General features: G+C 60.1%; 24 protein-coding genes and 1 tRNA gene. 16 read left to right on the forward strand and 9 right to left on the reverse strand.

Features of this window, described 5'->3' with window-relative positions; genetic code table 11:
• Positions 1-7: 7 nt before the first annotated feature.
• Positions 8-89: transfer RNA gene (locus SE15_RS08950), tRNA-Leu, on the reverse strand.
• Between the two features lie 55 nt (positions 90-144).
• Here SE15_RS08950 and ychF point away from each other — a divergent pair.
• The 9 genes from ychF (at position 145) to SE15_RS08995 (ending at position 9,626) form a co-directional block, all read left to right on the forward strand.
• Complete coding sequence (gene ychF / locus SE15_RS08955; RefSeq protein ID WP_054521785.1) at positions 145-1,212, forward strand: redox-regulated ATPase YchF; 1,068 nt, start codon at positions 145-147, stop codon at positions 1,210-1,212.
• Between the two features lie 94 nt (positions 1,213-1,306).
• Complete coding sequence (locus tag SE15_RS08960; protein ID WP_054521786.1) at positions 1,307-2,320, forward strand: hypothetical protein; 1,014 nt, start codon at positions 1,307-1,309, stop codon at positions 2,318-2,320.
• A 42-nt stretch (positions 2,321-2,362) separates the two neighbouring features.
• Positions 2,363-3,991, forward strand: coding sequence for a R3H domain-containing nucleic acid-binding protein (locus SE15_RS08965; protein ID WP_152965584.1), 1,629 nt, complete (start codon positions 2,363-2,365; stop codon positions 3,989-3,991).
• A 31-nt stretch (positions 3,992-4,022) separates the two neighbouring features.
• A complete protein-coding gene (gene tmk, locus SE15_RS08970) occupies positions 4,023-4,682 on the forward strand; it encodes a dTMP kinase (RefSeq protein ID WP_054521787.1) in 660 nt (219 codons plus the stop codon).
• Entirely contained in the window at positions 4,679-5,917 is a 1,239-nt protein-coding gene (locus tag SE15_RS14185) for a peptidylprolyl isomerase (RefSeq protein WP_083461845.1), read from the forward strand. Before tmk ends, SE15_RS14185 begins: the two co-directional genes overlap by 4 nt.
• The gene (locus tag SE15_RS08980; RefSeq protein WP_054521788.1) at positions 5,914-7,161 is read left to right on the forward strand and encodes a PrsW family glutamic-type intramembrane protease; all 1,248 of its coding nucleotides are present in this window, start codon (positions 5,914-5,916) and stop codon (positions 7,159-7,161) included. Before SE15_RS14185 ends, SE15_RS08980 begins: the two co-directional genes overlap by 4 nt.
• A gap of 21 nt (positions 7,162-7,182) precedes the next feature.
• Positions 7,183-7,851, forward strand: coding sequence for a DedA family protein (locus tag SE15_RS08985; RefSeq protein WP_054521789.1), 669 nt, complete (start codon positions 7,183-7,185; stop codon positions 7,849-7,851).
• An 18-nt stretch (positions 7,852-7,869) separates the two neighbouring features.
• On the forward strand, positions 7,870-8,601 hold the full coding sequence (locus SE15_RS08990) for a lysophospholipid acyltransferase family protein (protein WP_054521790.1): 732 nt from the start codon (positions 7,870-7,872) through the stop codon (positions 8,599-8,601).
• Between the two features lie 77 nt (positions 8,602-8,678).
• Positions 8,679-9,626: a DMT family transporter gene (locus SE15_RS08995; RefSeq protein ID WP_160316694.1), complete on the forward strand. Its 948-nt coding sequence runs from the start codon at positions 8,679-8,681 to the stop codon at positions 9,624-9,626.
• Here SE15_RS08995 and SE15_RS09000 read toward each other — a convergent pair.
• Positions 9,613-10,131: a redoxin domain-containing protein gene (locus SE15_RS09000; RefSeq protein ID WP_054521792.1), complete on the reverse strand. Its 519-nt coding sequence runs from the start codon at positions 10,129-10,131 to the stop codon at positions 9,613-9,615. The two genes, SE15_RS08995 and SE15_RS09000, sit on opposite strands and share 14 nt — an antisense overlap.
• A gap of 204 nt (positions 10,132-10,335) precedes the next feature.
• On the opposite strand from SE15_RS09000, the gene SE15_RS09005 reads away from it, so the two are divergent.
• The 5 genes from SE15_RS09005 (at position 10,336) to SE15_RS09025 (ending at position 15,541) form a co-directional block, all read left to right on the forward strand.
• The gene (locus SE15_RS09005) at positions 10,336-11,634 is read left to right on the forward strand and encodes a hydroxymethylglutaryl-CoA reductase, degradative (RefSeq protein WP_054521793.1); all 1,299 of its coding nucleotides are present in this window, start codon (positions 10,336-10,338) and stop codon (positions 11,632-11,634) included.
• On the forward strand, positions 11,631-12,710 hold the full coding sequence (locus SE15_RS09010; protein ID WP_054521794.1) for a hydroxymethylglutaryl-CoA synthase: 1,080 nt from the start codon (positions 11,631-11,633) through the stop codon (positions 12,708-12,710). Before SE15_RS09005 ends, SE15_RS09010 begins: the two co-directional genes overlap by 4 nt.
• 11 nt (positions 12,711-12,721) lie before the next feature.
• Positions 12,722-13,882, forward strand: a complete 1,161-nt coding sequence (locus tag SE15_RS09015) for a thiolase C-terminal domain-containing protein (RefSeq protein WP_054522467.1) — start codon at positions 12,722-12,724, stop codon at positions 13,880-13,882.
• A gap of 101 nt (positions 13,883-13,983) precedes the next feature.
• On the forward strand, positions 13,984-14,391 hold the full coding sequence (locus SE15_RS09020; protein WP_054521795.1) for a Zn-ribbon domain-containing OB-fold protein: 408 nt from the start codon (positions 13,984-13,986) through the stop codon (positions 14,389-14,391).
• Between the two features lie 589 nt (positions 14,392-14,980).
• Entirely contained in the window at positions 14,981-15,541 is a 561-nt protein-coding gene (locus SE15_RS09025) for a PH domain-containing protein (RefSeq protein WP_054521796.1), read from the forward strand.
• A gap of 833 nt (positions 15,542-16,374) precedes the next feature.
• Here SE15_RS09025 and SE15_RS09030 read toward each other — a convergent pair.
• The 4 genes from SE15_RS09030 to SE15_RS09045 are packed head-to-tail and all read right to left on the reverse strand — an operon-like array spanning position 16,375 to position 21,804.
• On the reverse strand, positions 16,375-17,547 hold the full coding sequence (locus SE15_RS09030; protein ID WP_054521797.1) for an HlyD family secretion protein: 1,173 nt from the start codon (positions 17,545-17,547) through the stop codon (positions 16,375-16,377).
• A 22-nt stretch (positions 17,548-17,569) separates the two neighbouring features.
• Entirely contained in the window at positions 17,570-19,978 is a 2,409-nt protein-coding gene (locus tag SE15_RS09035) for an ABC transporter permease (protein ID WP_054521798.1), read from the reverse strand.
• Positions 19,975-21,048, reverse strand: a complete 1,074-nt coding sequence (locus SE15_RS09040; protein WP_083461848.1) for an ABC transporter ATP-binding protein — start codon at positions 21,046-21,048, stop codon at positions 19,975-19,977. Before SE15_RS09040 ends, SE15_RS09035 begins: the two co-directional genes overlap by 4 nt.
• 12 nt (positions 21,049-21,060) lie before the next feature.
• Complete coding sequence (locus SE15_RS09045) at positions 21,061-21,804, reverse strand: ABC transporter ATP-binding protein (RefSeq protein WP_054521799.1); 744 nt, start codon at positions 21,802-21,804, stop codon at positions 21,061-21,063.
• A gap of 120 nt (positions 21,805-21,924) precedes the next feature.
• Here SE15_RS09045 and SE15_RS09050 point away from each other — a divergent pair, with 120 nt between their 5' ends.
• Positions 21,925-22,587, forward strand: coding sequence for a TetR/AcrR family transcriptional regulator (locus SE15_RS09050; RefSeq protein WP_054521800.1), 663 nt, complete (start codon positions 21,925-21,927; stop codon positions 22,585-22,587).
• A 108-nt stretch (positions 22,588-22,695) separates the two neighbouring features.
• Positions 22,696-23,292 carry a DoxX family protein gene (locus tag SE15_RS09055; RefSeq protein WP_054521801.1) on the forward strand — a complete coding sequence of 199 codons (597 nt, stop codon included), beginning with the start codon at positions 22,696-22,698 and terminating at the stop codon, positions 23,290-23,292.
• Positions 23,293-23,388: 96 nt separating this feature from the next.
• Here the strand turns inward: SE15_RS09055 and SE15_RS09060 are convergent, their stop codons facing one another.
• The 3 genes from SE15_RS09060 to SE15_RS14550 all read right to left on the reverse strand — a co-directional run bounded on the left by SE15_RS09060 (position 23,389) and on the right by SE15_RS14550 (position 25,318).
• Positions 23,389-24,288, reverse strand: a complete 900-nt coding sequence (locus SE15_RS09060) for a prenyltransferase (RefSeq protein ID WP_054521802.1) — start codon at positions 24,286-24,288, stop codon at positions 23,389-23,391.
• 127 nt (positions 24,289-24,415) lie between these two features.
• Positions 24,416-25,150: a hypothetical protein gene (locus tag SE15_RS09065; protein ID WP_054521803.1), complete on the reverse strand. Its 735-nt coding sequence runs from the start codon at positions 25,148-25,150 to the stop codon at positions 24,416-24,418.
• Positions 25,151-25,174: 24 nt separating this feature from the next.
• Complete coding sequence (locus SE15_RS14550) at positions 25,175-25,318, reverse strand: hypothetical protein (protein ID WP_169786538.1); 144 nt, start codon at positions 25,316-25,318, stop codon at positions 25,175-25,177.
• Positions 25,319-25,411: the final 93 nt, after the last annotated feature.

Here is a 25,411-nt window from a genome sequence, read left to right on the forward strand (position 1 = left end):
AAGTTAGTGCCGAAGGTGGGAGTCGAACCCACACCCCTTTCGGGACACGATTTTGAGTCGTGCGCGTCTGCCTGTTCCGCCACTTCGGCTGGTTGCGCTTCTTAGTATAATGAGAACTCTTTTCAGGGTCAAGGGATATTAATCATGCGTCTTGGAATCATCGGGTTACCTCAATCGGGAAAGACTACTATCTTTAATGCGCTCACCCGTGGTCACCAGCCCACCGGTCTCTCAGCCGGTAAGGTGGCCATGCACACCGCGGTGGTGGATGTGCCGGACCCGCGAGTGGATCGCCTGGCGGCGATGTTCAATCCCAAGAAGGTGATTTACGCTAAGGTAACCTACGTGGATATTGCGGGGATTGAGGGCACGCGCAGTCAGAGCGGGCTGCCAGGCCCACTGCTGAACCAGTTAACCCAGATGGATGGTTTTATCCAGGTGGTGCGCTGTTTTGAGGATGATGCATTGCCTCACCCGCTGGGGAGCGTGAACCCCCAGCGCGACATTGACGTCATGGAGAGCGAATTCATCCTCAACGACTTGATTGCGGTGGAGCGCAAATTGGAACGCCTGAACGAAGAACGGCGCAAGGGGGCACGCGATAAAGGCAGTCTGGAACGAGAGGTGGCGCTCTTTGAGCGCCTGCACCAGGCGCTCAGTGCCGAAACGCCACTGCGTGATCTGGAACTCAGCCCCGAGGATGAGCATATGCTGGCGGGGTTTGGCTTCCTCACCCGCAAGCCCATGCTGATCGTGCTTAACCTAGCGGAGGGGCAGACGCCCCCTACAATCTCCTATCCTCATCAGCGCAGTCAGGTGGTGCCTTTGCAGGGAAAATTAGAAATGGAGATCGCTCAGTTGCCTCCTGAGGAAGCCACGGAATTCATGCAAGCCTACGGCTTGAGTGAGCCCAGCCTCAACCGCGTGATTCGTCTTTCGTATGAATTGTTGGGGTTGCAGTCGTTCTTCACGGTTGGGCCGGATGAAGTGCGTGCCTGGACGGTGCACCGGGGTGCCACTGCGCCCGAAGCGGCGGGTGAGATCCACACCGATATGCAGAAAGGCTTCATCCGCGCTGAGGTCATCAGTTACGAGGACCTGATGGCGCTGGGCGGGATGAGCGAGGCGCGTGCCAGGGGAAAACTGCGCTTGGAAGGCAAGGAGTATGTGGTGCAGGATGGCGATATCCTGACCATCCGCTTCAGCGCCTAGGCCGGCGCGGAAATGATAGCAATTTTGTTCTATTGCTATTGTCTGAACCGGGCAGACGTGGTAAAATCAAACCCAGAAAAAGCGGCGCTTCGGTGTGAGACCTGGAGTTGGCACGATAAAGGCGCGACCTTTTAACTGGGCTGATTTAGTAACCTTATATCGCTACCGTCATCAAATTGCGTGTCTGGATAGTATCCTGGCGCTGACGCGTGGCCAGCCGTTAGGATTCTGGGTGGTTTTGCGCCACCTGCGGTTAGAAGAGAATGCCTTTACCACCGTCCTGCATCCCAGCGATGGCAAGCCTGCGCTGATTGGTCAGGCTAGCCTGCGCAACGGCGGCAGTTTGGGCCAGATGACCTTCGTCCTGCCGGCTGTTGCAAGCCAAACCGCATTGGTGCCGTTCCTGATCGAGGAACTGGTACGGCAGGTGGGGCAGCAGGGAGGGCTGGGTCTGCTTGCGGCAGTGGATGAAGAGAGTCCACTGTTTGAGGGACTGCGCCACAGCGGGTTTGCGGTATATGCCTGGCAACGCATCTGGCGGCTGATGGGAGCGCCCCTGATGGGCAACGGCCAGGGCGATTGGCTGCCGACGACCGGGCTGGATGAATTCGCCATTCGCAGCCTGTACCAGGCGCTGACACCCCCGTTGGTGCAGCGAGCCGAACCCCTTGCTGAGCGTGCGCTGGCGGGCATGGTCTTCCAGCAGGAAGGTGAGATCCTGGCCTATATGGAAGCCCACTTTGGGCCGCGTGGCATTCTGCTCTTCCCGCTCTTCCACCCCGATGTGCAGCGGCCGGCAGAGGTGCTAAAGGCTTACCTGCGCGGTCTGCACTTCTCGCTGGGACGGCCCGTGTACGTGGCGGTGCGCTCCTATCAGGCGTGGTTGGAGGATGCGTTGACCGATCTCCAGGGCGAACTTTATCGCCAGCAGGCCCTCATGGTGCGCTACCTGACGGTGACGACGCGGTCAGCGGTGTGGGCGCCAGTCAAGGCAGGGCGCGACAACCGCCAGCCGGCGTTGATCGGCCCCCTGCCCAGAGAGATGTGCGTGGCGCCAATCCAACGTGTGACTGAAACCGCTACGTTGAGCGAAACTCATTACAATTGAAATATGAACCTTTTGGAACGAAGTAACAGGTGAAGAACGACTATGACACAACTGCGAATTACTGATGACTTGCAAGCCTTGTTGGATGTCCTGCCGCCGCGGGTCGCTGAGGCGGTGGTGCGCGTGGACGACAGCGACAATTTACTGGAGATTATCCTCGATCTTGGGCGGCCTCCCATGGCGCGCTTCGTAGATCGAGAGGTCGTTTTACTGGAAGAAGAGGTTACCCACGAGGACATTCAAACGGTGGTCTCCAGGGTGGGTGAATTTGATGCCGACAACCGCGCTGGCCTGGAGCGCACCCTGCACCGCATTTCGGCCATCCGTAATCGCAAGGGCTACATTGTGGGGTTGACCTGTCGGGTGGGGCGCGCTGTTTACGGCACCATTGACATCATCCAGGACCTCATCGAATCGGGTAAGAGCATTTTGCTCCTGGGACGCCCCGGCGTGGGTAAAACCACCATGCTGCGCGAGGCAGCGCGCATTTTGGCCGAGAAGGCACGCGTGGTGATCGTGGACACCTCGAATGAAATCGGTGGGGACGGCGATGTGCCGCACCCGGCCGTGGGCAAAGCCCGCCGTATGCAGGTGCCCACGCCCTCGCTCCAGCACGAGGTCATGATCGAGGCGGTGGAGAACCACAACCCCGAGGTGATCATCATTGACGAAATCGGGCGCGAACTGGAGGCCCAGGCGGCCCGCACCATTGCCGAACGTGGGGTGCAACTGGTAGCCACGGCTCACGGGCGCACTCTGGAAAACCTACTGCTCAACCCCACCCTTTCTGACCTGGTGGGAGGCGTGGAGTCGGTGACCCTTTCGGACGAGGAGGCGCGCCGCCGCGGCACGCAGAAGACGGTGCTGGAGCGCCGTTCTCCGCCCACCTTTGATGTGCTGATTGAGATCCAGGAGCGCAACCGCTTGCACGTTCATGCGGATGTGGCGGCCGCCGTGGATGCCCTGCTGCGAGGGTACCCGATCCCGCCGGAAGTTCGCTACCGCGATGAAAACGGCGAGATTCACATCGAGCGCCCGGCGGCGCCGGCCATGCCGCGTGCCCTACCGAGCGGTCTGCGGCGTGCCTTTGGCAATGCCAGCGAGTACGCCCCGGCCACCGGGCGGGGGACACGCACCCCGGCCACGCCCTCGCCTTCACCTTCCCTGCCGGAGTACGAGCCGGCTTCGCCTTCCACCCCCACCCCGCTGCCGACCATTCGCATCTACCTATATGGGGTGGCGCGCAATCGCCTGCTGCAGGCTGCCAAGCGCCTGGGCGTACCGGCCATCGTGGTGCCCACGCTAGAAGAGGCGGATGTGCTGATGACCCTGCGCACCTACTACCGCTCCCGCCAGCAGCCGGTGGTGATGGCCGAGGAGCGGCAGATGCCGATTTACGTCCTGCGTGCCAACACCATCAACCAAATGGAGCAATCGCTGGTGGAGATTTTTAACCTGACCCCAGAAAATACGCCAGCGGAGTGGGAAGTCATTGCGGCGCAGACTCAGATTGCCATTCAGAGTGTGCTGAACGGCCAGCGCTATGTGGATTTACCTCCCGCTTCGGCAGAAGTGCGCCGCTTCCAGCACCAGATGGCCCGGCAGTACAATCTGGTCTCGCATTCTTACGGCAAGGAACCCAACCGCCGGGTGCGCATTTTTCGCGATTAAGCCTGCCGGTTGACTTCAGGAGCATGCCACGGTGTTCATCACTCTGGAAGGACCGGAAGGCAGTGGAAAGACGACCCAGGCGCGGGAACTGGCCGAGTTCCTGCGCCAGCAGGGTTATGCCATTCTGACCACGCGCGAACCCGGGGGAACCAGCATTGGGGATCAGGTGCGGGCGATCCTGACCGATTTGCAGAATGCGACCATGCATCCCCGCACCGAGATTTTGCTTTTCCTGGCTGCGCGTGCGCAACTGGTGGAAGAGGTGATTCGTCCGGCGCTGGCACGGGGCTATGTGGTGCTGTGTGACCGTTATGCCGATTCCACCCTCGCTTATCAAGGATACGGGCACGGTGTCAGTCTGGAGACCCTGCGCGCCTTGCTGGCTTTTGCCACCGGGGGGCTGATTCCCGATTTGACGCTGTTGCTGGATGTGGACCCTGAGGTGGGGCTGCAGCGGCGCAGGCGAGCCGGGCAGTGGAACCGCCTGGATGCCTACGACTTGGATTTTCACCGGCGGGTGCGTCAGGGCTACCTGGAATTAGCGCGCCAGGAACCTCACCGTTGGTTCGTGGTAGATGCGTCGCAACCGGCAGAGGTGGTACAATCTACCCTGCGGCAGGTGGTGATGGAGCGCTTGCGCCTTCACCCTGCCTCAGCGACTCCAGCTGAAAGAAAGGATCCCCTTGCATGAGGAAATTACTCTGGTTAATCCTTCTGAGCCTGGTCGTGGGTGCTTGTGCGCCTGCTACCCCAGCCCCCACGCCCACCCCAACCAGCGCCCCCACCGAGGCGGCACCTCCGACCGAGTGCCGGGTGGTGGATTTGTTCCCAAGTCCAAAGAATCCCGCTGACCTAAGGTTACCGGCGATCACCGCGCAGGATCACAGCCGTGGTGCCAACAAAGCCCGTGTGACCATTCTGGAATACACCGACCTTCAGTGCCCGTATTGTGCTCTGGCGGCGGGCTTTCTCAAAGATTTTGAGAATCAACACGCTCAGGAAGTACGGGTGGTCTTTCGCCATTTTCCGCTGAATTCGCATGATAAAGCGCAATTGGCAGCGCAGGCCACTGAAGCGGCGGCTTTGCAGGGTAAGTTCTGGGAAATGCACGATTTTCTGTTTGAACAGCAACCGGCTTGGGCAATGAAGACACCCACCGAATTTGAAGCCTGGGTCATAGAGCAGGCTGCCACGCTGGGGCTAGATACTCAGCGACTGGCCAGGGATATGAAGAGCGATGCCGTGGTGGAAAAGGTGAAGAAATCCCTGCAGGAGGCGATTGATCTGGGGCTGGGCGGCACTCCATCTTTATTTATCTTCCTGGATGATCAACTCACCTTTGTGCCCAATGATCGGGTGCCCTATGATGCGCAGACCCTCAACCTCATCCTTGACCTGCATAAACTGCGCGATCGCCAATACAAGCAATGCCCGCCCATGGTCATCAATCCAACCAGGCAATACACGGCCACCCTCAAAACCGAAAAAGGCGATATTGTGATTCGGCTCTATGCCGATAAGGCTCCCTTTACAGTGAACAACTTTGTCTTTCTGGCGCGCAACGGGTGGTACAACGGGGTGACCTTTCACCGGGTCATTCCGGATTTCGTCGCCCAAACCGGTGATCCGACCGGTACGGGCCTGGGTGGGCCAGGGTATCAATTCCCGAATGAGATTGACCCCAATTTGAAGTACGACCGTGCGGGTATCGTGGGGATGGCGAACGCCGGCCCCAATACCAACGGCAGTCAATTCTTTATTACCTACCAGGCCTTGCCGGATTTGGACGGCAATTATCCTATCTTCGGCGAAGTGATTTCTGGGATGGACGTGCTCAAAGCCCTGACCCCACGCGATCCTGATCAGAGTCAGGGTGTTCTTCCGCCGGGAGATAAGATTCTCAGCGTCACCATCGAAGAGAAATGATACCCTCATCCTTCACTCCGTCGGCGCCTCCCGCGTGGCAATCCGTGCTCTTTCTGGTCTTCAGCAGCCTGGGAACGCTGCTGGGCCTGGGCGGTGCGGTGATGTTGGCGTTTTTGGGGCTAGTGGCATTGGTAGCCGGGGAGGCCGGGGGCGTGCAACAGGTAACCGGCGCGCTGAGTCTGGCGGCGACGGCGCTGTTGGTGACCTTATTGTGCCTGCCGGGAGTGATCCACGCTTACCGCGCCTTGCGGGGCCATGTGCGCCCCATGCGCCCGCTGGGACGCGGATTGCCTTGGCTCACCCTGGGCGTGCTGGCCTGGCCTTTGCTGGTGGGGCTGTATGGGGCGCTGGAAAAAGCACCGGGTGCGTGGCTGGTTCTCCCCCCTTTGATTGTAGTGAGCGCACTGTTGCCTTTGCTTTGGTTCCTCTATCTGGGGGCGCAAGGTCTGGCTCTGGATTGGGAGAGCGATGGGTGGGGGGTGATAAGCACCAGCCTGGTGATTACCATGCCGCTAATCCTTGTGGTGGAGGTGGGGCTGTTCCTGGTGCTGGCCGTGGGAGCATTCGTCTGGGTGGCAGGACGGCCGGAACTGGCTCAGCAATTGCAGGACCTGGTGCGCACTCTGGAAACGGTGGATCCGCGGGTGCTGGAGGCCTACCTTCAGGATGTGTTTTCCCAGCCCAGTGCCCTCACCTTGCTCCTCCTGCTCGTCGCGGGGGCCATTCCGCTGATTGAGGAATTCTTCAAACCGCTGGCCGTTTGGACGTTTGCGGGGCGCAAGATTACCCCGGCACAAGGGTACCTGATTGGATTGCTGGCCGGCGCCTGCTTTGCCCTCTTAGAGAATTTGAGCGCGCTCAGTGGGGTGGCCGGGATGGGCAGTCTGCCCACGCTGGTAGGGCGGGTAGGCACGGCTCTGCTTCATATGACCACCAGCGGTCTGGTGGGCTGGAGCCTGGCCAGTGCCTGGCAAGGGCACAGCCCCTGGCGGGTGCTGGGCACCTATCTGCTGGCTGTGTTTTTGCACGGTCTGTGGAATGCTTTTGGATTGCTGATGGGCATCGGGACCCTTTTCCCGATGCCGTCAAGCGCTACTTCACAACTGGCTCATCTTGGTTCGCTGGCTCCGATCATCTTGGGAATTTTAGCGATCTTCAACTTTATTTTCATCCTCGCCGCTAACCGGCATTTCCGCCGCGAAGTGGCGGCAGGCAGGGAAACCCCACCGCCGACGGTGGGATAAATCTTTTAGGGAGTGTGGTTTGTGGACTGGATTTCGTTCGGCATTGATCTGATCCTGCACCTGGATCGTTATCTTGATCTCATCATCCGCAGTTTTGGGCTGTGGACGTATCTAATCCTTTTTGTGGTGATCTTTATCGAGACCGGCCTGGTGGTAACACCCTTCCTGCCGGGGGACTCGCTGCTCTTTGCGGCCGGGGCCTTTGCCGCTAAGGGGTCATTTAACGTGTCTTTCTTGTTTTTCATGCTCTGGCTGGCGGCGGTATTGGGAGATACGGTGAACTACTGGATTGGACACTATGTGGGGCCGCGCGTCTTCCGCGAGAATGTGCGCTGGCTCAAACGCGAGTATCTGGAGCGCACCCAGGCTTTTTACGAGAAGCACGGCGGTAAGACCATCTTTCTAGCGCGTTTTATCCCCATCATTCGCACGTTTGCTCCCTTTGTGGCCGGGATCGGCAAAATGCGCTACGGTTACTTCATCACCTATAACGTGGTGGGCGGGCTGGTTTGGACCGCCCTGTTCATCTTTGGGGGGTATTTCTTCGGCAATTTGCCGGTGGTGAAGCATAATTTTTCCTTAATCATCATTGCGATCATTGTGATCTCGGTGATGCCTGCAGTTGTGGAGGCGCTGCGCAGTCGGCGCGCTCCGGCTTCGGTGGCGCCGCCTAAAACCTCAGTAGATTAAGAGGGTTATACTTTAAACATGGAGCATTCCCTGCGCCGTTCGGCTCACCCGGTCATGACCCGCGAGCAACTGCAAGCCCTGTTGCGCTTTCTGTACCGACACCTCACCCGCACGGAATTTGTCGGGTTGGAACACTTGCCGCGTGAGGGCGGGGTGCTGGTGGTAACCAACCACGTCAGCCGTTTGGACGTGCCTTTGCTTTTCATCAACCCGGTGCGGCCGGATATCACCGCGTTGGTGGCGGACAAATACCTGCGTTATCCGCTTTTCCGCTTTATGGTCGAGGTGGCTGAAGCCATCTGGATTGACCGCAGTAAAGCAGATTTTACGGCGCTCAAGCAGGCGGTTGAGGTTCTGCGCCAGGGTCGGGCGTTGGGCATTGCTCCCGAAGGCACGCGTAGCAAGACCGGCCAACTGCTGGAAGGCAAACCGGGGACGGTGCTGGTGGCGCAGCGAGCCAACGTCCCGATTGTCCCGGTAGGGCTGGCCGGCACGGAAAAAGCCCTCCGCTCTTTGCTCACTCTGCGCCGCGGGCGGATTGTGGCGCGCTTCGGCCCGGCCTTCCGCCTGCCGCCGCTGGATCCGGCCAACCGCCAGGAGGACCTGCGCCGTCAGACGGATGAGATCATGTGCCGTATCGCGGTTTTGCTGCCCGCATCCTACCGCGGCTATTATGCCGATCATCCGCGCGTGAAGGAATTGGAGGCCGAAGGCAACCCGCCCCCGCCGCAAGAGGTGGTGCGCCTGTAGGCGGGGCTTACCGGCTGCGTCAATTCATTTTCCCTTGCCCTCCCATGCCGGTCCGGGTCATTCCCCACACTCATTCGATGAGCACTGCTGCCCATCGTCGGGCTGTGCTGGAAGCGTTGCTGGTTACCTTCCTGTGGTCCACCTCTTGGGTGCTGATCAAACTGGGGCTGCGGGCCGATCTGCCCTCTCTGACCTTTGCCGGCTTGCGTTACTGCCTGGCGTTTGTGTGCCTGCTGCCCTGGTTATTGGGATCACCGGAGCATCGGGCCACTTTGCGCAGGCTTCCGCGTGCCTTGTGGGGGCAGTTGCTTCTCTACGGAATTATCTCCTACGCCGTGGCACAGGGGGCGCAATTTTTCAGCCTGGGTTTATTGCCTTCGGCGACCGTTTCGTTGGTGCTCAACCTTTCCCCTCTGGCCGTAGCCGGCCTGGCTGCCGGGCTGACCCGCGAACGCCCGGCAGGGTGGCAGTGGGTGGGGGTGGGACTTTCTGCCGCCGGGACGCTGCTCTACTTCCTGCCCCTTAACCTGGCCGGCGCCGGGTTGGTGGGTTTGCTGGCGGCGGGGGTGGGGATGCTGGCCAATGCAGGGGCTTCAATCCTGGGACGGGCCATTAATGCACGTAGCGGGCTCTCGCCGCTGGTAGTCACCACGCTTAGCATGGGGTTGGGTTCCTGGCCAATGTTGGCGGCGGGGTGGCTCTGGCAGGGGCCGGCCACCCTGGGGCCGCTTCAATGGGCCATCATTGCCTGGCTGGCAGTTGTCAATACCGCCCTGGCGTTCACGCTTTGGAACCGCACCTTGCAAACTCTGAGCGCCGTAGAATCCAGCCTGATGGCCAACACCATGCTCCCTCAGATCGTCCTGCTAACCTGGCTTTGTTTGGGTGAAGCCGTGGGTGTGAAGGGCATTATTGGTCTGGTGCTGGTCACCCTGGGGGTGGCGCTGGTGCAGTGGTCATCTTCTGGCGCGCAGGGGGCTGCCCGTGATGAGGGCCCAGGCGTGCCGCAGGCTAGTGGAGAGTAAGGGCACAGCCGTAAGCCAGCGTTTCGCGCACCTCCGGTAAGCGACCTGCCAGCAAGGCCTGCACGGCTTCATCTACGTAAAATCGGGTGGGGGTGCGCTGACGGAAGGTTACGTCATCAAAGGCGCCCTGATAGCGCAGGAGGCCTATCGTGTCAACCACGAAGAAATGTGGGGTGGTTTGGACGACATAATGCCTGGCTACGGCTTGATCGGCGTCATGCAGTACACGTGGCAGGCCACGCTCGATAGCGGCTTGTTTCAATTGGGCCGGAGTTTCTTCCAGCACGGAGGCGATCGGAAGCAATACCACCGGCTCACCCCAACTGGCAGCACGCTCCACCACACGGGGATCGGTGCGCTGACACCAGGCGCATTCTGCCGACCAGAAGTACAACACCACAATTTTGCCCCGCAGGTTTTCCAGGGACCAGATGTGCCCTTCCAGATCCGGCAGGGAGAACAAAGGGGCGGGTTGATCCAGAGGTAGAGAGGGTGGAGTAGCCATAGGTGAGGTTTTCCTTGTCAGGGATAAATGCCAGGAAAGTGTCTGTGATGCAAATTATAGCAGGAGATAAGCGATCAGAATTTTCCGGTTTCCTGAATTCCGAATCGTGTATAACCTTTGTTTCACAAATTGATAGATTTTGAGGGTTGCCCCCGAGTATGATAGGGCCAGGTAAGTGAATTTGAGCCGTGAGGAGTGCTTTCTGTGGCCGAAACATCTACCGGGACAACCCCGAAATTTTACGATCTCACCCTGGAACAGCGCTGGCAGTGGTTGCAGACGCACACGAATCTGAGCGCGGAAGAGATTGCCGCGCTGAGCGGGAAGGCGGGTTTGAGCGCCGAACAGGCCGATCACATGATTGAAAACGTGATCGGTACCTTTGCCCTGCCGCTGGGAATTGCGCGTCACTTTGTTGTCAATGGACGTGAAGTGTTGGTGCCGATGGCGGTCGAGGAGCCTTCGGTGGTTGCGGGGGCGTCTTTTGCGGCGCGCCTGGCCCGTGCCGGGGGCGGCTTTACGGCCCATACGACCGAGCCGCACATGATCGGACAAATGCAAATCCTGGATCTGCCCGACCCATCCTCGGCGCGCCTACGCCTGCTGGAAGCCCGTGAGGCCCTGCTGGCCGAAGCAGCGGCGGTGGATCCGGTGCTGCAACGCCTGGGTGGGGGGCCGCGTGATTTAGAGGTGCGGCTGATCGAATCCTCCCCCATTGGGCCGTTCCTGGTGCTGCACCTTATCTATGACGTGCGCGATGCCATGGGGGCGAATGCCGTCAACACGGCGGTAGAGCGCCTGGCCGGGCGAGTGCAGGCCATCACGGGAGGCAGGGTGCTTTTGCGCATTCTCTCCAACCTGGCCGATCGCCGTCTGGCGCGGGCGCGCTGCACCATTCCCCTCCGTGAACTGGCCTTTGGTGATTTTCGCCCCGAGACGGTGCGAGATGGCATCATCGCCGCCTGGGCTTTTGCGGCGGCTGACCCCTACCGCGCCGCCACGCATAACAAAGGCATTATGAACGGCGTGGATGCGGTGGTCATCGCGACTGGCAACGACTGGCGTGCGGTGGAGGCCGGGGCACATGCTTACGCGGCGCGCAGTGGGCGCTATACCAGCCTGAGCACCTGGGGAAAGGATGCCGAGGGCAACCTGGTGGGCACGCTGGAGATGCCGTTGGCGGTGGGCATCGTCGGTGGGGCAACCCGGGTGCACCCGGCGGCGCGGGCGGCGCTCAAACTGATGGGCGTTTCAACCGCGCGTGAACTGGCTGAGATCATTGTCTCGGTGGGGCTGGCGCAGAACCTGGCGGCGCTGCGTGCCCTGGCAACCGAGGGCATCCAGCGCGGGCACATGGCCCTGCACGCCCGCCAGGTGGCGATTGCTGCCGGAGCGACTGGTGAGATGATCGAGCGCCTGGCCGAGCAACTGGTGCGTGAAAATACCGTGCGCATAGACCGCGCCGAAGAAATCCTACGTGAATGGAGTCAGAAACACTCATGACGGAGACTTTCCCTCAAACTACGTTTGCGCCTTTGAAACCCGATCGCCCGGTTGGAATAATTGGCTACGGGGCATATGTTCCCCAGTATCGCCTGCCCGCGAGCGAGGTCGCTCGCATCTGGAAGGGGGGACGGGCTGCCACGCCCATCAAGGAGAAGGCCGTGGCGGGCCTGGACGAGGACGTGGCAACCATGGCCATTGAGGCAGCACGCAATGCTCTCAAGCGCGCTGGCATTCCGGCGGATCACCTGCGTGCTGTGTGGGTGGGTTCGGAATCGCACCCCTACGCGGTCAAACCCACTTCCACCATTGTGGCAGAGGCCATCGGTGCAGTGCCGCATATCCAGGCCGCCGACTGGGAATTTGCGTGCAAGGCCGGCACGGAGGCGCTGGTGGCCAGCATGGGTCTGGTGGGTTCGGGCATGGCGCGCTACGCCATGGCCATTGGTGCCGATACGGCCCAGGGGCGCCCCGGCGACGAACTGGAATTCACCGCGGCCTCGGGGGCGGCGGCCTACATCGTGGGTCCGGCAGAGGAGGCGTTGGCGGTGATCGAGGCCTCGTTCTCCTATGTCACCGATACCCCCGATTTTTGGCGCCGCCCGGAGCAGAAATTCCCCATGCACGGTCAGCGCTTTACCGGTGAACCGGCATACTTCAAGCACATCACCGAAGCCGCTCAGCACCTGATGAAAGCAACCGGCACGACGGCGCAGGATTTTCGTTACGCCGTTTTTCACCAGCCCAACACCAAGTTCCCGCAGCGCGTGGCGAGTTTGCTTGGCTTCACCCCGGAGCAGATCAAGCCGGGTTTGCTCTCTCCGATCATCGGCAATACCTACGCAGCGGCGGCATTGATCGGCTTGGCGGCAACGCTGGATGTTGCCCAGCCTGGTGATCGCATCCTGGTGACTTCATTCGGCTCGGGTGCCGGGTCGGATGCCTTCATCATCCGCGTCACCGAGGCCATCACCCAGCGCCGGGGGGTGGCACCCACCACGCAGGCGTACATTGCCCGCCGGGTTGAGATTGATTACGGAACCTATGTGCGCTTCCGCGGGAAACTGGCAAGTTGAGGGGGATGGCCATGCGCGATGTGGTGATTGCAGGGATCGGAATGACCCCGGTGGGCGAGCACTGGGAAATTTCGTTGCGCAGTCTGGCCTACCGTGCCATTCGGGCCGCGCGCCAGGATGCGGGCGGGTTACAGCCCCAGGCCCTCTATGTGGGCAATTTTCTGGCCATTGACTCTTCGCGTCAGGCCAACCTGGCCTGCCTGATTGCCGATAATGCCGGTTTGGGTGGGATCGAGGCGATGACGGTTGAGGCGGCCGATGCCTCGGGCGCAGCGGCGTTTCATGTGGGCTATCTGGCCGTGGCTTCGGGGTTGGTGGATGTGGTGCTGGTGGTGGGGGTCGAAAAGTATACCGATGCCCTTGGCCCGGAGCAGGAGAGCGCTGTGGCGCAGGCGATGGATTACGATTACGAGGTCATGCAGGGGTTGACCCTGGCTGCCCAGGCGGCACTGGTGATGCAGCGTTATCTTTACGAATATCGCCCCCCGCGCGAGGCATTTGCGGCGTTTCCCATGCTGGCCCATGCCAATGCGGTGACTAACCCCTATGCCATGTACCGCCGGGCAGTCAGCCGCGAGGCGTATGAGCGGGCGGAGATGATTGCCGATCCCCTGCGCCTGTTCGATATGGCCCCCTATGCCGATGGTGCAGCAGCGGTGGTGCTGACCACGCCGGAACGGGCACGTGACGTAACGCACCCGCTGGTTGCCGTGCGCGGCTCCATCGGTGCCATTGACACCCTGGCGCTCCACGATCGCCCTGATCCGCTGGCGTTTGAGGCGGCCTACCACTCGGTGCAGCGTGCCTGCGAAATGGCCGGGATCAGGCCGGGCGAGGTGGATCTCTTTGAACTGGACGATGCCTTTTCGATCTACGCCGTGCTCAGCCTGGAAGCGGCGGGCTTTGCCGAACGCGGGCAGGGCTGGCGGCTGGCCGAGCAGGATGCCCTCGGCCTGCGCGGGCGTCTGCCCATCTTGACCATGGGCGGCTCGAAGGCGCGTGGCAATCCGCTGGGCGCGACAGGCGTCTATCAGATTGTGGAAGCGGCGCTGCAATTGCGGGGCGAAGCGGGCGCCAACCAGGTTCCCAACGCGCGGCGGGCGCTGGTGCAAAACCTGGCCGGGCCGGCTTCCAGCGCCTTCACGCATGTCCTGGAGCGCTATTCGGGTTGATGCAAGGTTTTGAGAGTCTTCCGCCGTCAATTTGATAGGAATTGATAGGTGTACATGGTTAAAGTTAGGCTGATTGTAAAGGACAGAAAGGAGAAGCAGGCATGGAAATTCCGCGACATTGGCGCTTGAAACAGCAACGTTATGCCCTGGTGGGGGAGGTTTGCCCACACTGTGAGGAGAAAATTTTCCCTCCCCGGGATGTATGCCCTTATTGCGGCAACGAAGCCAAGACCCAGTTCACCTTCAGCGGGCGGGGCACGGTGTTTTCATTCACCACGCTGACCGAAGCGCCGGCCGGGTTTGAACAGGCAGCGCCCTACACGGTGGCGCTGGTCAAACTGGAAGAGGGCCCGGTGATCACCGCGCAGTTGACCGATCTGGGGGATCGGCCGGTGGAGATCGGGATGCCCGTGGAGATGGTCACGCGCAAGATCCGTGCCGAGGATGAGGCGCGCGGGGTGATCCTTTACGGGTACAAGTTCAGGCCGGTGATGGAAACGCCAAAGTAGTCAACCGCCTCAAGATAACCGGAAATTTTAGTCAAAAGCGTTCCCGATCGTTGGGAACGCTTTTTTGTTTCCTTATTTATTGACCGGTTTTACCGCCAACTTCTCCGCCTCGGGTTCAGGCGTGGCGCTGAAGTGATACCGCTTCCGTGCCAGGTGGGTGGGGAGGGGCTTTAATGGATTGTGTGTCAATGGCTGCTTCCAAGAGGTGAGAGTATATAATAATTTTTAGAAAGGTGGCAGCGGTTGTTGAATGCGGCGGGGGGAAAATCGGCTATCTTGACTTTGAAAAGGGTGATCTTGATTGGCTCAAGGGTTATTATCATGGTGACCCCATGGCACAGAGGTAACTTCACAAAAGGAGAGCAGAATATAGATGGGCGAAGGCGCAAAGGGCAGCAGGGAGTTCGTCTGGAGATGGTGGGAAATGCAGATACCCAACGTCTGTTCAACCGGCGCACGCCGCCGACCGCTTTGCAGTGCAGGTGAAGTCCAAGCCGTTCGCTGCCACATTTCGAAGCAAGGACCAAGACGACTTGTCCCGTTCTAAAAGGAGCGAAGAAAACGTATAAAACACAGGAGGATTGGATAAATGGGTTACGTCAAAGACAGTTTAATGCCTAACGAGAAGGTTCTCTTTACTGCACGTGTTCATCCCGCGGTTTTTTTGCCCTCAATTTTGACGTTTGTTATGACAATTGCATTTTTTGTTTATAGCAGTAAGGTAATGATGGTCAGTAAAGCAGGCTCACCGCCTTCTCAAACTTCTGCTGTCAATGGTGGAGGAATTCTATTGCTTTGCTTTTCTGGTTTTCTATTTCTTTACTCAATATGGCTTGGTTTGCAAGCATTAATCGTAGTATTAACAACTGAGTTTGCGGTTACAAATCATCGCGTCATTGCCAAAACAGGGTTTATCCGCAGACACACTCTCGAAATGCTTTTGCCTAAAATTGAGAGCATATCAGTAAATCAGAATATACTTGGTAGGTTATTGAATTTTGGTACGGTCACTGTAACTGGCACGGGCGGAACAAAGGAAAGTTTTAGAGCGATTGTTGACCCTATTGGAGTTAGGAAGAAAATCAATCAAATTATTGAAGGTTATATGCGGTATCAACAACAACTTTCCAATCAACAGACAGGTGGATAACAGAGCGTACACTTGACATGTGGGATTCAGCGGCGCTTTCGAGCATTTTCCTTACTTCGGGTTTTTCTTGCTCACGAAGCAAAATACCATCCTGTCCATGTACAGGATAATGCAAACCATTAGCGATAAGGGTTCAGGGTTGTCCACAATGCTAAACTCAGAAACTAAATCTCGTCTAGCACATGTTATATGTCTATTAGGGTTATTCTTGCGCGTGTTTTTCTTTGGAACGGGTCGCTCTCTTGGGTTGGACAAAGCCATGTTGGCTCTCAATATTGTAAATCGTTCATTTCTAGAATTAATCAAACCCTAGATCACAATCAAGCAGCACCGATCGGTTTTTTTGCTTTTAGAGAAGGCAGTGGTTAGTTTGTTGGGCAACAGCGATTACGCCTTGGGAACTATCGCGCTTGTGGCCGGCTTGATCTCAATTCAATGATGTATGCAGTGTCAAAACGATATATTGAAAAGTCATGTGTGCTTGTTTCAATCGGACTGTTGGCTCTCTCTCCAAGGCTCATTTATTACATTACTCTTCGGAGTTGAGACAATACTCGGTTGATATATTGGCAATATTGACATTGTTGTTGATTGCTTCAAGATACTACCATGAGGAGGTGGAACTCCGTAATTTAATTGTCTTTGGTGAGTTGTCTTTGGTGTCGCGGTAATGCCTCTCTCGGTTATGAGAGAGACACACGCCTTCCCGGTTTACAGGAAGGCGTGCGTTGATTCTGGGGAACAGATGATTTTTTGAATCGATCTGCGCGCTTGCCTTGCGGTGGGTAGGGGGTGCCGCTTAATCCGCCGGCCCTACCTTGGCGGCAGAGGCGCTAGGGCTTGAAGCGCACCTCCACGGTCATGCCCCAGCGCAGGCGCGGGTCGGGTGCCTCCAGGCGTAGGCGCACGGTGTAGACAATGTCACCGCCCTTGGTGGCGAACTGGTCGCTGATGCGCTCCACCGTGCCCTTCAGCGTCACCTCGGGCAGGGCATCGGCCACAATCTCCGCCTCCTGCCCGACGTTGATGTTGACCACGTCCGTCTCGCTCAGGTCGGTGGTTTCCACGTAAAGGGTGTCCAGGTCCGCCAGCAGGATCACGGGCTGGTTGGGCATTACCGATTCGCCCGACGCCACCCGCACCTCCACCACGGTGCCGGCAAAAGGGGCTTTGAGTTCTAGGCTATCCAGGCTGGCCTGTGCTGCGGCCACCTGGGCCTCGGCCTGGCGCAGTTGCGCCTCGGCCAGCGCCAGATCATCCGGGTCGGGGCCCGACTGACGCTGTTCGTAGGTGTGGCGCGCCTCTGCTAATGCGGCTTCGGCGGCGGCCACCGCCGCACGCGCCTGCTCCAGGCGGTTGTTCAGACGATCATAATCGCGTTGGGCTTTTTTCAGGCGGTCCTGGGCATTTTCCAGCCGATCTTCGGCACGCTTGCGGGTGGGGTTGTCGGGATCCAGGTTCTTGTATCTGTCCACCTCTTCCTGGGCGTCCTTCACCTCATCCTGGGCTCGGGTTACCTCTTCCCAGGCGCGATCTATCTGGTCGCGGTAAGCATCGGTATCCAGGTTGTCCAGCGCCTGTTGGGCATCCAGCAGAGCCTGTTCGGCCTGCGCGACGGCCTGGCGGGCCTGGGCTGCGGCCAGGTCGGCGGTACGTTTGAGGTCATCCAGGTGTTGCTGGGCCTGCAGGCGTGCCAGTTCGGCAGCCGCCAGCGCGGCTTCAGCCTGCTCACGATCGCCCAGGCGCATCAGCACCTCACCTGCCTGGACGCGCTGGCCTTCCTCCACCAGCACTGCATCAACCCGACCGCTGACGCGGAAAATGAGCCAGGCCGAGTCGCGCGGTACCACGCGTCCTTCGGCAATGATCCAATCCGGCGCTGACGCAGCGGGAGGTGCGGTGGGGGTTGGCGCGGGCGCCGGTTGGCCCACCAGGTTGCACCCGCTGAGGCTCCCGAGCAGAAGGATAAACAGGGAAAGAAGGCCCCAAAAACGTTTTGCGCTCATTTTGCTCCCTCCAGAGTGGGGTTTATTCATAAGCCAGCACCTCACGTATGGTCAAACGGACGGCCGTGCGTGCCGGCAGCAAGCTGGCGATCACCGAAAGCACCAGCACAACGCCCAGCCAGGCCAGGAAGCCGGTTGGGGTGTAGGCAAAGAGGGCCGGTGCGTTGAAAATGGCGTGGCTGATCACGTTGGAAAGCAGGCGACTGATGGGGAAGGCGGCCAGCGAAGCCAGTATCCAGGACATCAGCCCAATGAGCACGCCCTCAACAATGACCAGCAAGCGGATGGTGCCATCCGAAGCGCCAATGGCACGCATGATACCGATTTCACGCGTGCGCTCCATCACATTCAGGCTCATCGTGCCGGCCAGGCCAATGCTGCCGACGATGGCCGCCAGGCCGGAGAGGATGAGCAGGAAGTTCGTCAGCACATCCAGACCCTTGGCGGTCTTCTCCAATACCGAAAGCCCTGCCCGCGCCTCGCTGATGTTGTAGCCGCGCCCTTTCAGGTAGGCATCCACACGGCGGGCCAGGTCTTCCTGCTCGGCGAGGGTGAGGTTAGCCCGGTCGGCGGCCACGCGGAAGAGCAACCCCCGCCCCGATTGCCCCAACTGCCGGCTTAATTCATCGTAGGGCACATAAGCCAGGTGCCCCAGGTTTTGCCCGGCCAGTTGGAGAAAGCCCACCACCACCCAATCGCGCTCACTGCCGTTTATGCGCAGATGCAGGGTATCTCCCACATGTAGGTTGGGCAGGGTGGCGCGGAAGCGTTCGTTGACCACCAGCACGTTGCGGTCGCCGGCTTGCAGCCAGCGTCCTTCACGCAGGATGGGGGTAACCAGGGTCGTCTCAATGGGCACTCCGATCAGTTGAACGGTATCCAGAACCTGATCGCCCTCCCCCATCAGATCGGCGCGGGTATACGCCCAGCCCTCAACATGCCCCACACCGGGCACCTGAGCCAGGTCGTTTTTCACGCGCTGGATGCGCTGCGGGGCTTCAAAGGTGAGGTTCACATCGGCCAAGAAGTAGCGCGAGAGTTGCTGGATGTACCGCTCAATCGCCGCCTGGGTGTTGAAGGTGGCAATGAAAATGGCCCCGCCCAGCGTCAAGGTGATGAGGGTCAGGATCAGGCGCTGGGTGCGGCGGAAGGTGTTGCGCAGGGAGATGAGGAGCGGGCGGGGCAGGCCGCGGAAGCGCTTTTGCAGACGTTCGATCCAGTGCGGGGTTTGGACAGCCTCGCTGGGGCGGATGCCGCTGATGACCTCGTGTATGCGCACGCGCACGCCGTGCAGAATGGGCAGCAGGGCTGCCCCCTGGGGCACGGCCAGCGCCAGCACCACCTGAACGAGGATCGCCAGCGGTACGACGCGGAAGCCCTGCAACTGCAGGTTGATGCGATTGGCCAGGTAGTCCAGGAGAACATAGGAAAAGCGAGCCGAAAGCGGCAGGGCAAGGAGCAGGGCCAGCACCCCGTAAGTCAGAATGAGCACCTGGTAGATGCCGGCGACCTGCCAGCGCCGCGCGCCGATCAACTTCATCACCCCAATCTGCACCATTTGCTGGGCCAGCAGGGCGTTCAAAGTGTTGGTGATCAGGAAGCCGCTCAGAAAAACCACCAGCGCACCCAGGACGAAGAGCACCCCCACTACCGCGTCCACGTAGATGCGGTTGGGGTGGTTTTCAGAGGTGCGTACGGCCGAACTGAGGATGAGCACTCCCTGGGCTTCTACCTCACGGCGCACGCGCTGGGCGACTTGGCGGATGGCGGCCTCATCGTTTCCCTCCTCGACTGTCACGTAAAGGGTGTTCCAGGCCTCATTCTGGTCCAGCCAGGGCAGGGTGGCGGGGGTGATGTAGCCCTGGGGCGCGGCCAGGAAGAACCCCCCGCCGCCTGCTGCGGCACCGAGGGTCAAGTCTTTAACGATGCCCACGAAGTGCAGGCGGCGCGTCTTGCCAGAAGGCAATTCCACGGTGATCCAATCCCCCAGCCCAACCCCAATTTCGCTCAACTTGGATTGTTCCACCACCACCTCTTTATCTTCTGGCGGCCAGGTACCCTCCAGAAGATGCACGCGGTTGATGGCCTGGGTGCCCATATCCGGGATGGCGTTGAAGTCCATCGGAATCCAGTCGCCGTGTACAGTCTGCACGCGCAGGCTGATTTTGTGCACCCCCAACGCATCGCGCACGCCTTTTACGCTTTTGACTCGCTCCACCAGATCATCGTCGAAGGGGGTGGTCACCAGCATGATGTTGGCCGGGTTGACCGCGCGGTAACCGGTGACCATGTCTTCGGCGATCACGCGGTGATTGGTGATCAGGATGCCAATGGCGAACAGCCCCACGGCAATCGAGAGTACTACCAGGAGCGAGCGCCCCAGGTTGCCGATGAGATCGCTGAGCACTTTGCGCCATCGGGGTCGCATCATGCGTGGCCTCCGTGTCGGTTTTGCAGCGTGGTGATGAGGTCCGGGGCACTCTGGCGCAGGCTCTCCCAGGCTTTCTCGTCGAGCAGGAGCACGAGGGCACCACTGGTGTCAGCGGTGTAGGTGGTTGCTTCCTCAGCGTGCGAAAAGGCACGCCACGTACCAGCCGAAAGCGGCGCAGGGCGCGCCAGCAAGCGCCGGCGGCTTGGGCGGGGATGCAGAGTGCCTTCCAGCACCATGGCCCAACGACAGGCCGGCAGGGAAGCCGTGGGAGGCAGGCGCAGGGTCTGCAAGTGGCGGTTGAGCAGGCGCATCTTCGTGTGGCTGAGGTGCGGCCAGGTGGCCACAATCGCAGGATGGATCAATTCACCATCAGAGATGACCAGCACGCGGTGAGCCCGTTGCGCCAGGCTGAGGTCGTGGGTGACCATGACCAGGGTCTTGCCGTGTGCCACCAGGTCGGTGAAAATCTCCATCACCTGGGCGGCCGTGCGCGAGTCCAGGTTGCCGGTGGGTTCGTCGGCCACCAGGATGGGCGGGTCGTTGGCCAGGGCGCGGGCGATGGCGGCACACTGCTGCTGGCCTCCCGAAAGCGCTGCCGGAAGTTTGTGGGCCACTTTTTCCAGCCCCACCCGGCGCAGGAGCGCCATGGCACGCTCCTCCCGTTCGGCCGGGTCGTAGCGGTTGCAAAAGTCCATCGGCAGCATGACGTTTTCCAGCACCGAGAGCATCGGCAGTAACTGGAAGAATTGGAATACAATGCCCAGGTTGTGCCCGCGCCAGACGGAGAGTGCCCCTTCACTCAGAGTGTTGAGCAGGGTGCCATTGACGCGCACCTCGCCGCGGGTGGGACGATCAATTCCGGTGATCATGTTGACCAGGGTGGATTTACCGCTGCCAGATTTGCCGGTGACGCTGACAAATTCACCGCCGCGGATGCTCAGGTTGATGTTTTTGAGCGCCTCAAAGGTGCCTGCCGGCATCTTAAAGACCTTCCACACCTCTTTCAGGTGGATGAGGGCTTCCTCAGCACTGGGTTGACTCAGGGCGATGGTGGGTTGAGTCAGGGGCATGGTTTTGCCTCCTTACCCCAGTGCTGCTTGGCGATCGGCAACCAGGCGCCCATCGGCGATCCACACCACGCGCGAGAAGCGCCGTTCCAGGCTGAGGTCATGCGTGACCATGAGGATGGTCTTGCCCGCGGCGACCAGGCGTTCAAAGATGTGCAAGATGCCCTCCGCCGTCCCCGAATCCAGCCGGCCGGTGGGTTCATCGGCGAGCAGGATGGGGGGATCGTTGGCCAGGGCACGGGCGATGGCCACCCGCTGCTGCTGACCGCCGGAGATGGCCGAGGGCAGCTTGTGAATGTGCTCCTCAAGTTCCACCTGGCGCAGCAACTCGCGTGCGCGCTCCACCGATTTGCGCCCCTGCCACAGGCCGCAGAAGTCCATCGGCAAGAGCACGTTTTCCAGCAGGGTGAGGGTGGGCATGAGCAGGAAGTTTTGGGTGATCACGCCCAGCGTGCGCCCCCGCCACAGGGCCAGGCGGTCCTCATCCAGGTCGTGCACCCGCACGCCGTTTACCAGCACCTCGCCTTCGGTCAGCGCGTCAATTCCGCTGATCATGTTGAGCAGGGTGGTCTTTCCCGCGCCGGATTTGCCGATGATGCCGAGGAACTCCCCCGGGTAGACCTCCAGATCAATGCCGTGCAGCGCCCAAAAATCCCCCGCCGGGGTGTGGTAAGCCTTTTTGACCCCGCGCAGGGAGATGATGGGGGAGGGCGTTGCGGCGCTGACCGGAGCACTGTTGGAGAGGGAAGGGTTCAGCATAGGGCTTGGATGTCGGATCAAGAAACAGGATTGCTGTTCTGTGATAAAATAGATAATGTGTCCAATTATGGACGCAGTGTCTATAATTATATGCCGTTAGCCGGGTTTGTCAATTAGCCCATGCGTCAGATTCCCCCTGTCAACCCCGAGGACGCCTTGCGGGCCGCGGAAGAAAGCGACCGCCGTGCCGACCGGCGCATTCAGCGCACCCGGCAGCAATTACGTGAGGCGCTGCTGGCGCTGATCCTGGAGCGCGGCTACGAGGCACTGCGCGTGGAGGACATCACCGAGCGGGCGAACCTGGGACGAGCCACCTTTTACCTGCACTATCGGGATAAAGAGGCCCTGCTTCTGGATAGCATCCAGCAGACGGTGGATGAACTGCTGGCGCAGGTGAGCGCCTTTGCGCCTCCACGCCTGGAAGCGGGCTCGGAGGCTGCCGCACGCTGGCTGCAGCGTGCCATTGCGCTGGTGTTTGAGCACGCTGCTGGCAGTGCCACGCTGTACCGCGTGATTCTGCGCGGAGAGGGCACGGCGGCCATCTCCCGGCGCATTCACGCCATGATCTGCCAGGCGGTGCTCGCCTACCTGGAAGCCCATCGCCCACACCAAATGCCCCCCTTGCCGGCGGATGTGTTGGCGAACTACTTTGCCGGCGCGCTGCTGGCCCTGCTGACCTGGTGGTTGGAGAACGGTATGCCCTACGGCGCTGCGGAGATGGCGGCCATGTTCTACCGCCTGTTTTACAATGGGGTGGGGCACCTGGGGGCGACGGAAGGCTGAGCGTTACCAGAGAGCGGCTTCGCCCTGCAACTCGCAGGGCGTTTTTTAATGTAAGTTTCCAAAACAGATGTTATGATGAGGTTGCAAAATATCCTAAGGAGGTGAAAGATGTCCGCAAAAGAACGGGTTATTGAGATCACAGACCCTCCGTTCATTCAGCATTTGTTCGGCAGTCCATCCTGGGCCTGGTTGTGGCTGATTGTGCGTGTTTATGTGGGCTACACCTGGCTGACCTCAGGCCTGGGCAAAATCAGCAACCCGGCCTGGGTGCAAACCGGCCTGGCGCTGAAGGGCTTCTGGCAGAACGCCGTCGTGGTGCCGGAGCCCCCGGCCCGTCCGCCCATTGCCTTTGAGTGGTACCGGGCGTTCATTCAGGCTCTGCTGGATGGTGGGCATTATGTCTGGTTTGCCAAATTAATTGTGGCCGGGGAGATCCTGGTCGGCATTGCCTTGATCCTGGGCGCCTTTGTGGGGATTGCCGCTTTCTTTGGTGCCTTCATGAACTGGAACTTTATGATGGCTGGCACCGCCAGCATCAACCCGGTCTTGTTCACGCTGTCCATCTTCCTCATCCTGGCGTGGAAGACGGCGGGATGGTGGGGTCTGGATCGCTGGCTGCTACCCTTGTTGGGGACGCCGTGGCGCCCCGGGCGGGTCTTTGCCGGGGGAAGTCCCGGGACCGCACCTGGCGAAGGCACGCCGTAATACGCGGTAGCCCGGCCTGCTTCATGATGCCGTAAAAAAGCCCCCGGGATCTGACCCTCCCGGGGGCTTTATGCTCCGGTTTGTGGGCGGGGGAGGTTACGCGGCCAGGAACAGTCCCACTGCCACCAGGACCGGCGTGATCAGGTTGAGGGTCACGTTCAAGCCCAGGTAGGGCATCAGGTGGGGCAGGTCATCGGCATGGCGTAACACGCCGCGGATCACACGGGGCAGGAGGATGGCTGCAAGCAGGCCCAGCAGACTGGTGGCGGGGAGCACGCCCCCAACCACCCCCACCACGACGGAAAGGTATGCCAGCCCCAGGAACAGGGCGTAGATATAGGCACTGCGCTGGCGCCCCAGCAGGATCGGGTAATGGTGGCGCCCCACACTGCGGTCGGCTTCTACATCGGGGAACTGATTGAGCAGAAGCAGGTTGTTGACCAGGAAGAACGGCACCAGTGAAGCCACTACAACCGTGGCCGAAAGTTCACCCCCCAGGGCCAGATGCGTTCCAATGACCATCAGCGGGCCAAAGCCCAGCCCCGGCGCGATCAGGCACAGGACCGGCAGGCGCGTGATCAACGGGGTATAGGCCACAATGACCAGGATGCCCAGCAGGCCGATCATGGCCAGGGTCCACCCACGCAGGGCCACAAAGTAGGCCCCGATCAGGCTCAGCACAAGCAGGCTGATCAATCCAATCCACAATGCCGCTGGCGCCAGGGTGGGTTGCTGCGGGAGAGTGCCGCTCCCGCCGCTAAAGGGCGTGCGCTGGGTGCGCAGGTCCAGCCCGGTTTTGAAGTCCACGTATTCATTGAGGGCATTAACGCTGATGTGGGCCGCCAGGGCGGCGACCAGCACCAGCCCTATGTGCCACCAGGCGGCCAGGTGACCGGTTTGCCAGTAGGCTGTGCCTACCCCCAGGAGCACGCACGCCGGGGTCAGCAAAAGAAAGGGGACACGCATGGGGCCAAGCAGATTTTTCCACGAGGTCATAGGATGGCTATCTCCGTGCAGCAAGATTTCGATGAGGAATGGGGGGGCCAGGGATAATCTATCCCTGGCCAGATGCCCCCTAATTATCACGAGATCCGGGCGAAGCGTCAAGCCATTTGGCGCAGGATCAGGAAGTGGCCGTTTGGGAAGCCCGGAGCGCTTCAACCGGCTGCGGGAGCGGTGTGGTGGCGCGTAAGAAGCCGGCAAAGAGGAGCACCGCACCGATGAACTCGCTGATGTAGAGGGCGCCCGGGATGCCCATGCGACTGAACGCGCCGCCGAACGCTGGCGATAAAGCACCGAGGGCAATCAACACGTTGCCGATGGTGCGGTGCAGCAGTACCCGCTTGCGCCAAAATAGCCAGGCCGAGTAGGCCGCGCCGCCGACCAGCAGCACTGTTCCATAGAGGTTAAAGAAGGGCGTCAGTGTGCGCACGCCGGGAGTGACTATGGCGCGCCCACTCAGTTCGCTTGCGGAGGCGCTCCCGCTTGCCATCAAGGCGGGGTTGAGTTCGGCTCCAAAGACGCGCCATGCCCCGTAGAGCGAGCCCAGCGCCAGGATGACCATGAGCGCATGGGCGACTCCGCGTTTGCGTATCAGCAGGTACGCCGTGCCTTGCCCCAACCAGGCTGCGACCAGCATGGCTCCGAACAGGTACCACAGGCGAAAGATCAAGGGGTTCCAGCCAAAAGCGCCGTAATACCCCTCGCAGAATCCGCCGATGGCGTAAAAGAGCATTCCAATCCCCCACAGCAGGTGATGGGCGCCCCGCTTTCGGATGAAGCGGCGCAGCACCGCCCCGGCAAATATCAAACTCACCCCACTGGAAAGAAACGGTAAAACGGTGGTGAAGAAGTTCATTGAAAAACCTCCTTGGAAATTTTTTTAAAGACCGCCCAGTACCACCGCTAGGCTGATGCCGATCAACACCAGGATTGCCAGGCCAATGAGAATGAGGATGATAGGAATGACCCGTTCCCAGAAAGGCGGATAGCGGCGCGGTGGGCGGTGGTGGGGAGACTGGATCATGGTGACCACCTTTGTCCATAATTATGCAACGCCGGAATTAAGACAGGATGAAATTTTCGCCATCGTCGCTCTACTATTTTCAACCTGCGAGGG

Origin of the sequence: Thermanaerothrix daxensis (assembly GCF_001306145.1) — a bacterium.
Lineage (GTDB): Bacteria > Chloroflexota > Anaerolineae > Anaerolineales > Anaerolineaceae > Thermanaerothrix > Thermanaerothrix daxensis.

Bases quoted from the DNA above. Each gene is read 5' to 3' on its own strand.
- ychF (WP_054521785.1), top strand. From the start codon at position 145: ATGCGTCTTGGAATCATCGGGTTACCTCAATCGGGAAAGACTACTATC.
- SE15_RS08965 (WP_152965584.1), top strand. From the start codon at position 2,363: ATGACACAACTGCGAATTACTGATGACTTGCAAGCCTTGTTGGATGTC.
- SE15_RS14185 (WP_083461845.1), top strand. From the start codon at position 4,679: ATGAGGAAATTACTCTGGTTAATCCTTCTGAGCCTGGTCGTGGGTGCT.
- SE15_RS08980 (WP_054521788.1), top strand. From the start codon at position 5,914: ATGATACCCTCATCCTTCACTCCGTCGGCGCCTCCCGCGTGGCAATCC.
- SE15_RS08990 (WP_054521790.1), top strand. From the start codon at position 7,870: ATGGAGCATTCCCTGCGCCGTTCGGCTCACCCGGTCATGACCCGCGAG.
- SE15_RS08995 (WP_160316694.1), top strand. From the start codon at position 8,679: ATGAGCACTGCTGCCCATCGTCGGGCTGTGCTGGAAGCGTTGCTGGTT.
- SE15_RS09000 (WP_054521792.1), bottom strand. From the start codon at position 10,131: ATGGCTACTCCACCCTCTCTACCTCTGGATCAACCCGCCCCTTTGTTC.
- SE15_RS09010 (WP_054521794.1), top strand. From the start codon at position 11,631: ATGACGGAGACTTTCCCTCAAACTACGTTTGCGCCTTTGAAACCCGAT.
- SE15_RS09015 (WP_054522467.1), top strand. From the start codon at position 12,722: ATGCGCGATGTGGTGATTGCAGGGATCGGAATGACCCCGGTGGGCGAG.
- SE15_RS09020 (WP_054521795.1), top strand. From the start codon at position 13,984: ATGGAAATTCCGCGACATTGGCGCTTGAAACAGCAACGTTATGCCCTG.
- SE15_RS09025 (WP_054521796.1), top strand. From the start codon at position 14,981: ATGGGTTACGTCAAAGACAGTTTAATGCCTAACGAGAAGGTTCTCTTT.
- SE15_RS09030 (WP_054521797.1), bottom strand. From the start codon at position 17,547: ATGAGCGCAAAACGTTTTTGGGGCCTTCTTTCCCTGTTTATCCTTCTG.
- SE15_RS09035 (WP_054521798.1), bottom strand. From the start codon at position 19,978: ATGATGCGACCCCGATGGCGCAAAGTGCTCAGCGATCTCATCGGCAAC.
- SE15_RS09040 (WP_083461848.1), bottom strand. From the start codon at position 21,048: ATGCCCCTGACTCAACCCACCATCGCCCTGAGTCAACCCAGTGCTGAG.
- SE15_RS09045 (WP_054521799.1), bottom strand. From the start codon at position 21,804: ATGCTGAACCCTTCCCTCTCCAACAGTGCTCCGGTCAGCGCCGCAACG.
- SE15_RS09050 (WP_054521800.1), top strand. From the start codon at position 21,925: ATGCGTCAGATTCCCCCTGTCAACCCCGAGGACGCCTTGCGGGCCGCG.
- SE15_RS09055 (WP_054521801.1), top strand. From the start codon at position 22,696: ATGTCCGCAAAAGAACGGGTTATTGAGATCACAGACCCTCCGTTCATT.
- SE15_RS09060 (WP_054521802.1), bottom strand. From the start codon at position 24,288: ATGACCTCGTGGAAAAATCTGCTTGGCCCCATGCGTGTCCCCTTTCTT.
- SE15_RS09065 (WP_054521803.1), bottom strand. From the start codon at position 25,150: ATGAACTTCTTCACCACCGTTTTACCGTTTCTTTCCAGTGGGGTGAGT.
- SE15_RS14550 (WP_169786538.1), bottom strand. From the start codon at position 25,318: ATGATCCAGTCTCCCCACCACCGCCCACCGCGCCGCTATCCGCCTTTC.